Raw genomic sequence first — 7562 nt, forward strand, 5'->3', positions numbered from 1 at the left:
ACTGAATCAATAGTCTAATTATATAAATATCAGTATATTAAGTGAACTAAATGTATAGATTAATAGATCATAAGCAGAACATACTTAGACCAAAAGGTGATCAGAGTTTTCACACAGTCTGGGCACAGAGCCGTCCTTCGGCTCTAACTCATTTATGCCCCATTACGCGTTAACGTAAATACTCTAATGGCAGCTGTGGGGCGAACAACGGACCTTGCTGTTAACCTCAAGGAAGCAAATCTATTCCAAACTGCTTCAGCAATAAAGAAAACAGCCAAAAGCAAATTACAGTTATTAATGAGCTGATGAGTAACGATAGCCAAAAACTGTAGCGCTGCATCAGCATGGGGAAAAGTAAAAACATGGGCAATGTGGGAAGTACATACCAAAAGGTGTACCAAGCGTGATTGGCTATTTTCTCTGACGGCTGCTTTTCAACATATAACCAAATCATGGCTAAAATTGTGACTGTCGGTAAGGCCACTATTAGTGCGCCTAGTTTATCATTTCGTTTTGCTAGCTCTGATGCCGCGACAATGACCGTAGCGGTGATCAAATACTTAGTTATTAGCCAACCCATATAATGTCCTTAAATGAAAAAACCGATTGCCTATCGGTTTTTGTTGTGACAATATAGCCAACGAATTAAATAGAGTAAAGTGTTATGCAGTTAGGTGAACTAGAAAAGTTAGTGCTTCAACATTTCTGGAATGTGAAAGAAGCGGATGCAAAGCAAGTACATAAAGTACTGGGGTTAGCTCGTGGTAATTCGTTAAATACTATCCAAAGTACGCTTGATAGGTTATTTAAAAAAGAATTACTTAAACGCACTAAACAAGGCCATGCGTATTGTTATTCAGCCAGAGTAGATCGTGAAGGCTTAATTGCTCAACTTATTTCAAATGTAACCAGTGACTTTGTTGATGATGGTGAAAATAGCTTAATTGCTGCGTTCAGTTCTGCTTCGGCACAGCTTAATGACGAACAACTCGATACATTAGAAAAAATGATCGAGAAACAACGCCAGCTTAGAAAGGAGCGGGCTTAATTATGTTAGTTGGAGATATGGCAATCGTTCTAAATTTGCTCAGTGTTTCAGTGCTTGCATTTGTGATAGGTATTGCAACTGTTGCTGTCGTATCTCGTTTTGTGTTGTTCAGACTCGAACAAGTCAGTTTTAATAGTCAAAAGTTTATATTGTGGTCACTAGTGAGTGCACCTTGGTGGATAGCCTTTTCTTGTATTAGTTACTTTATGCCTTACTCGTTAGGGTTTGATAAAGTTTTTAACATAAGCTGGTTCGAAGATTTTGCCCATTGGCACCATATCGATATTTTTAGCTTTTCAAGTTGGCACGCGTTAACCTTACTTTTAGCACTAATCTATTTAGCTTGGCGCGTAACTAAGACTACCTTTGCTAGAACCAAACAGTCCATCGCATTATCGAGTTTACTAAGCTTTACTGATGCACAAGATGCTAGGACGACTAATGGCAATCAATATTTATTGATGCCTGTTAAAGTGCCTGTTGCCTTTACTACAGGTTTTATATCTCCCAAGATATATGTATCAACCGGACTACAAACCCAAGTTAGCGATGAACAACTTAATATCATCGTTAATCATGAACTGGCTCATGTAACGGCAAGAGACCCGTTATTTAAAGTGCTTTTCACGGCACTTGCCAGCTTCTATCCGTCACGTATAAAACAAACCCTAATCGAGCAATATGTCTTAATGACGGAAAAGATGGCCGACAATGAGGTCACAAAAGAATACGACCACCTTGATATCGCACAGACATTAATTGATGTCGCTAGACTTCAAAAAGCACTTCCTACGGATTGCGATCAGGCGTCTGTTAGCTACTTCGGACATGATTACACGAGTCTTCGTGTTGAAGGTTTATTAAATCCAATTAATAAACCGTCACTTACTACTTTCATCATTACTCTAGCATTATTGGCAACTATGCCAGTACTAGCGGCATCCACTGTCGATAGTTTTCATCACTTTATCGAAACTTTTTTCATCCATTAATTAAGGATATGGAATGAGATTTAATCTTTATAAAAGCAACAGAAAAAAACCGACTGGCAATCGGTTTTTGGCTGTTGGTCTATTTTTAACAACGGGGGCTGGTTTAGTAACATCAACTCCCTTTTTGGCTAATGCGCAAATCCAGCAGCAATCACAGTCATCACATCAGGTTATAAATTTAAGCAAGGCTGTGACCATGACTCTACAAAGTCATCCTGAATTAAAAGCCTTGATAGCTCAAGAAGCCTTGTGGCAAGGTAATATCGAGCAAGCTGGAATTGGAGAGCGTCCTCAAATAGGTTTAATGATTGAAGATGCGTTAGGGACTGGTGAGCATAGTGCATTAAAAAGTATGCAATCAACGCTCACCTACTCTTGGTTGCTTCAACAAGATCAAATTGATGGCAGAGTTAATGCGGCAAAAAGCCAAGCAAGTGCAGTAATAGTCGAGCAAAAAATAAAAGCCCTCGATTTATCTGCGATTGTTGCTAAGCAGTTTGTTGAAATCTTGATAAAACAAGAGCGCCTGAAACTCAATAAATTAGCGGTATCTCAGGCACAGGAAGTGGTTGACGCTATTGCCAAAAGAGTAAAAGCAGGCAAAAGTTCTAATGTCGAAATGCGCTTGGCTCAAGCTGAGTTGGTTCGAAGAAATCTCGCTGTCGAAGATTTAGAGCACGAATTAAAAGCCAGCCATTATCAACTGTCATCCTTATGGGGTAAGCCTCAGGCAGAGCTTAAGTTAACGGGGAATTTAGTGCTTAAGCCGGAAATTCCATCTGTAGAAAGCCAGCTAAACAAGCTTAAGCAAATCCCGCAAATACAGCAGTTTGCTGATGAACAACGTATCGCCCAGTCTCAAATGGAACTCGCACGTATTGAAGCCAAACCTCAGTGGCAATTCACTGCTGGACTAAGACGATATGAAACGACCGATGATTTTGGTTTAGTGGCGGGTGTCTCTATTCCTTGGGGAAGTGAAAATAGAAATGCAGGAACAATAGCTGCCTTACTCGCAAAACAAGATGTTCTGGCAAGTCAGCAACAAGCGTTAATGCAGAAACTTGATGCACAGCTTTATGTGCTATTGCAAGAAATGGCGCATTCCCACCATGTCATTGAAACGATTCAAGCTGAAATTATTCCTGTACTAGAAACCGCATTGACTGAAGCAAGTCAGGCATTTGATATCGGCAAACTTAGCTACAACCAGTGGAGTGATATCCGTAGAGAGCTACTCAGCGCCCAAAATCAGTTACTTGATTCTTATCAATCTTTGCACTTACAACATATTGAAATTCAACGCCTAACTGGCGTGTCCGTTAGTGATAGCGAGTAGAACCGTGAGCAAACTTATGAAAAATAAAAATATCCTGTCGTCATTGAGTTTGGCGATACTTATCTCATTAACAGGCGTCGTCGCACCTAATGCTATTGCGGCATCATCACCTGCGGCTGAGCAAGCTGAACCAGAGAAAGGTCCACACCGTGGGCGCATGTTACGAGAAGGTGATTTTGCAATTGAACTCTCTATTTTTGAAACAGGCGTGCCGCCAGAATTTCGTGTTTGGGCAACAAATGAAGGGCAACCTATTGACCCAGCGAAAGTTAGTTTAAACGTAAAGTTAATCCGTCTAGGCGATGGCACTGATGATATTAACTTCAATGCCCAAGGTGACTTTCTTCGCGGTGATATGGTGATTTATGAGCCTCACTCTTTTGTCGTTGCCATTGAAGCAACTTATCAGGGTAAAAAGTACAATTGGCGATATGACAACTTCGAGGGTCGCACCACAATTGAACAGGCAGTTGCCGATGCAATGGAAATCAACACTGAAATTGCAGGCCCTGCGACAATTCATCAAACCATTCCTGCTTATGGAAAATTAAGTTTACCTGTGGGCGCTAAGCGAAACATTGCAGCGCGTTTTGATGGTGAAATCACCAAATTACACGTCAATTTCGGTGAAATCGTTAAAAAAGGGCAAACGCTATTCACAGTAGAAAGTAATGAAAGTCTTAAGCCCTACGTTATTAAAGCGCCCATTAATGGTGTTATTACCCAGTTATTCGCAAACGCGGGTGAGCAAACCAATGGTAAAACCTTACTCACCATTACCAATTTTAATCGCCATATTGCCAAATTAGCGGTTTATCCTTCGGATTATTCCAAGGTTAAACTGGAAACGCCAGTTACGTTAAACATTGAAGGTCATAAGAACCCCCTTGTAGGTGAGGTGTCATTTATTGAGCCAAGCGTGAGAGATGATCAAGCAAGAATGGTTTGGGTTGAATTAGCAGATGCTGAACTTGCAGAAGGAAACTTCGTTAAAGCAAATATTGAAGTAGCAACAATCGATGTGCCGCTTGCTGTTAAGCGTGTTGGTTTGCAAAGTTTTAGAGATTTCACCGTTGTCTATGCCAAAGTCGGTAAACAATACGAAGTCCGTATGCTTGAGCTTGGAAGAGCCGGAGGTGAATGGATTGAAGTTCTAGGTGGATTAAAAGCAGGTACAGAATACGTGGCTGATAATAGCTACATCTTAAAAGCCGACATTGAAAAGTCTGGCGCATCACATGATCATTAGGAGCGTATAAATGTTGGAATCAATTTTACGCTTTTCAATAAAGCGCAAATTCCTTGTGATGGTGATGGTACTTGCTGTTTCAGGGCTTGGTATCTGGAACTTTACCAAACTACCCATTGATGCTGTACCAGATATCACCAATGTTCAAGTAATGATCAATACTGAGGCGGCTGGTTTTACACCTTTGGAAGTTGAGCAAAGAGTAACCTTTCCGTTAGAAACTGCGTTATCAGGTTTACCGGGCTTAACCTATACGCGTTCGGTTTCTCGCTACGGTTTATCGCAAGTGGTAGCGATATTTAGCGATGATACGGATATCTATTTTGCCCGTCAGCTAGTCAATGAACGTTTGTCTGCGGCACGAGCTGAGTTGCCTCAAAGCTTAGAGCCTCAACTTGGGCCAATAGCTACAGGTCTTGGTGAAATCTTTATGTTCACGGTTGATGCTGAGCCTGATGCAACACATGCTGATGGCACGCCTATTACACCAATGGATTTACGAACCGTACATGACTGGACCATAAGACCACAGTTAATGCGTGTACCCGGTGTTGTAGAGGTGAACCCTATAGGCGGATTTGAACGGGAGGTTTTAGTCGCCTTTAAACCTGAAAAGCTACTTGCTTTTGGACTATCACAAGCCGATGTGGTTAATGCCATCGCACAAAACAATCAAAATCAAGGCGCAGGCTTTATAGAGCAAAATGGCGCACAGTGGTTATTAAGGCTGCCCGGTCAGGTTACTGATATGACTGCCATTGGTAATATTCCGCTTAAGTCGCTTGATGGTTCATCAATTTATATAAAAGACGTAGCCGATATTGAAAACGGTAAAGGGCTAAGAACTGGTGCTGCTACACAAAATGGTCGTGAAGTGGTGATGAGTACGGTGTTCATGCTTATTGGCGAAAACAGCCGCACCGTTGCCCATGCCGTGGGAGAAAAGCTCAAAGAAATTAACGCCACTTTACCAGAAGGGATTGTCGCAACCGCTGTTTATGACCGCACTAAATTAGTTGATAAAACCTTAAAAACCGTACAGCTCAACCTAATTGAAGGGGCCATTTTGGTTATTGTTGTGCTCTTTGTACTACTAGGCAATTTCAGGGCTGCATTTTTAACCGCATTAGTGATCCCATTTGCCATGTTGATGACAGTAACAGGTATGGTGCATACAAGGGTGAGTGCAAACTTGATGAGTTTGGGGGCGTTAGATTTTGGTTTGTTAGTCGATGGTGCCATTATTATCGTAGAAAATTGTCTCCGCAGGCTAAGTCAGGCTGGAAATAACCCGTTATCGCTAAAAGAACGCTTAGAGTTAGTGTTCGAAGCAACAAGAGAAGTGATACGTCCCGCATTATTTGGTGTATTTATTATCACCGTAGTTTATCTGCCTATCTTCGCTCTTGAAGGCGTAGAAGGTAAGATGTTCCATCCAATGGCGATCACTGTAGTTATTGCATTACTGAGTGCTATGTTGCTTTCGGTAACCTTCGTACCAGCAATGGTTGCCTTACTATTTAAAAAGCCAGTAAAAGAAAAGCACAGTCCACTTATTCGTGGCGCTGCGGTCCTTTATAAACCTGCTTTGAAATGGGTATTGAAAGCACGTTGGTTAGTGATAATTGCGGCATCACTTTTAGTTATATTTTCTGGCTATCAAGCGACTAAGTTAGGTAGTGAATTTGCGCCTAATCTGGATGAAGGTGATATTGCCATGCACGCCTTACGTATTCCCGGTACGTCACTATCTCAGGCTGTAGCACTTCAGGAATCGTTAGAAGATAAAATTAAGCAAATGCCAGAAGTTGAACGTGTCTTTGCTAAGATAGGCACGGCAGATGTGGCAACCGATGCGGTTCCACCAAGTGTTGCAGATAACTTTATTATCTTAAAGCCTCGTGAATTATGGCCTAATCCAGACAAAACTAAAGCACAAATCGTAGAAGAATTGGCCGCACTTGTTGAGCCGATTCCGGGCAACCGCTATGAGTTCTTACAGCCCATTCAAATGCGTTTTAATGAGCTATTAGCTGGGGTTAGAGCCGAGCTTGCCATTAAAGTATTTGGTGATGATTTTGAAACTTTAACCGCATTAGGTGATGAGATAGAAGGTGCTATTTCGCAAGTTGATAACATTGCAGACATTCAAGTCGAGCAAACAACGGGATTACCACTGCTTAACTTAGTACCAAAGCGTGAAAAATTGATGCAGTTTGGTATTAGTATTAGCCAAGTGCAATCTCAAGTGGCAACTGCGATGGGTGGTACTGTCGCAGGTAAGTTTTATCAAGGCGATGTGCGCTCTGATATTGTAGTACGCCTAGCAGAATCAAAACGAAATAATATTGATGAACTTCCTTATTTACCGATTATGTTGGCTGACGGTCATTCAGTGCCACTGCAAGAACTTGTTGAAATTGAGCTTGTATCTGGTGCTAACCAAATTAACCGCGAAAATGGTAAGCGTAGGGTTGTGGTTACTGCCAATGTTCGCGGAAGAGATTTAGGAAGTTTTGTTGCGGATATCCAAACTGCAATTAATGAAAGTGTTGAAATTCCGGCTGGTTACTGGGTGGAATATGGCGGCACCTACCAAAAACTGCAATCCGCTTCTGAGCGACTGAGTATTGTTGTACCAGTCACCTTAATTATGATTGTCGGATTGTTGATACTAGCGCTTAGCTCATTTAAAGATGCAATGATCATCTTCACAGGTGTTCCATTAGCATTAACAGGTGGTATAGCTGCTCTATTGTTACGTGATATTCCGTTCTCAATTTCGGCAGCCGTTGGTTTTATTGCCTTATCGGGCATAGCAATTCTAAATGGACTGGTTATGGTGTCGTTCATTAGAGAGTTACGTAAAAATGGATTGGCACTTGATAAAGCAATATTTGACGGTGCACTTACTCGACTTCGCCCTGTATTAAC

General features: G+C 41.5%; 6 protein-coding genes. 5 read left to right on the plus strand and 1 reads right to left on the minus strand.

Annotated features, from left to right (window positions below):
- Window positions 1-226: 226 nt before the first annotated feature.
- Window positions 227-580, minus strand: coding sequence for a DUF3147 family protein (locus tag L1264_RS21025; protein ID WP_028834937.1), 354 nt, complete (start codon window positions 578-580; stop codon window positions 227-229).
- Between the two features lie 84 nt (window positions 581-664).
- On the opposite strand from L1264_RS21025, the gene L1264_RS21030 reads away from it, so the two are divergent.
- The 5 genes from L1264_RS21030 to L1264_RS21050 form a co-directional block, all read left to right on the plus strand.
- The gene (locus tag L1264_RS21030; RefSeq protein WP_028834938.1) at window positions 665-1048 is read left to right on the plus strand and encodes a BlaI/MecI/CopY family transcriptional regulator; all 384 of its coding nucleotides are present in this window, start codon (window positions 665-667) and stop codon (window positions 1046-1048) included.
- 2 nt (window positions 1049-1050) lie between these two features.
- The gene (locus L1264_RS21035) at window positions 1051-2040 is read left to right on the plus strand and encodes a M56 family metallopeptidase (protein ID WP_028834939.1); all 990 of its coding nucleotides are present in this window, start codon (window positions 1051-1053) and stop codon (window positions 2038-2040) included.
- Between the two features lie 13 nt (window positions 2041-2053).
- Window positions 2054-3379, plus strand: coding sequence for a TolC family protein (locus L1264_RS21040; RefSeq protein WP_028834940.1), 1326 nt, complete (start codon window positions 2054-2056; stop codon window positions 3377-3379).
- Between the two features lie 16 nt (window positions 3380-3395).
- Complete coding sequence (locus L1264_RS21045) at window positions 3396-4628, plus strand: efflux RND transporter periplasmic adaptor subunit (protein ID WP_028834941.1); 1233 nt, start codon at window positions 3396-3398, stop codon at window positions 4626-4628.
- A gap of 10 nt (window positions 4629-4638) precedes the next feature.
- Window positions 4639-7562 (plus strand): efflux RND transporter permease subunit (locus L1264_RS21050; RefSeq protein WP_235404603.1); only part of this gene is annotated, 2924 nt, incomplete at its 3' end.

This window comes from Pseudoalteromonas sp. APAL1, from assembly GCF_021532475.1.
Classification (GTDB): domain Bacteria; phylum Pseudomonadota; class Gammaproteobacteria; order Enterobacterales; family Alteromonadaceae; genus Pseudoalteromonas; species Pseudoalteromonas lipolytica_C.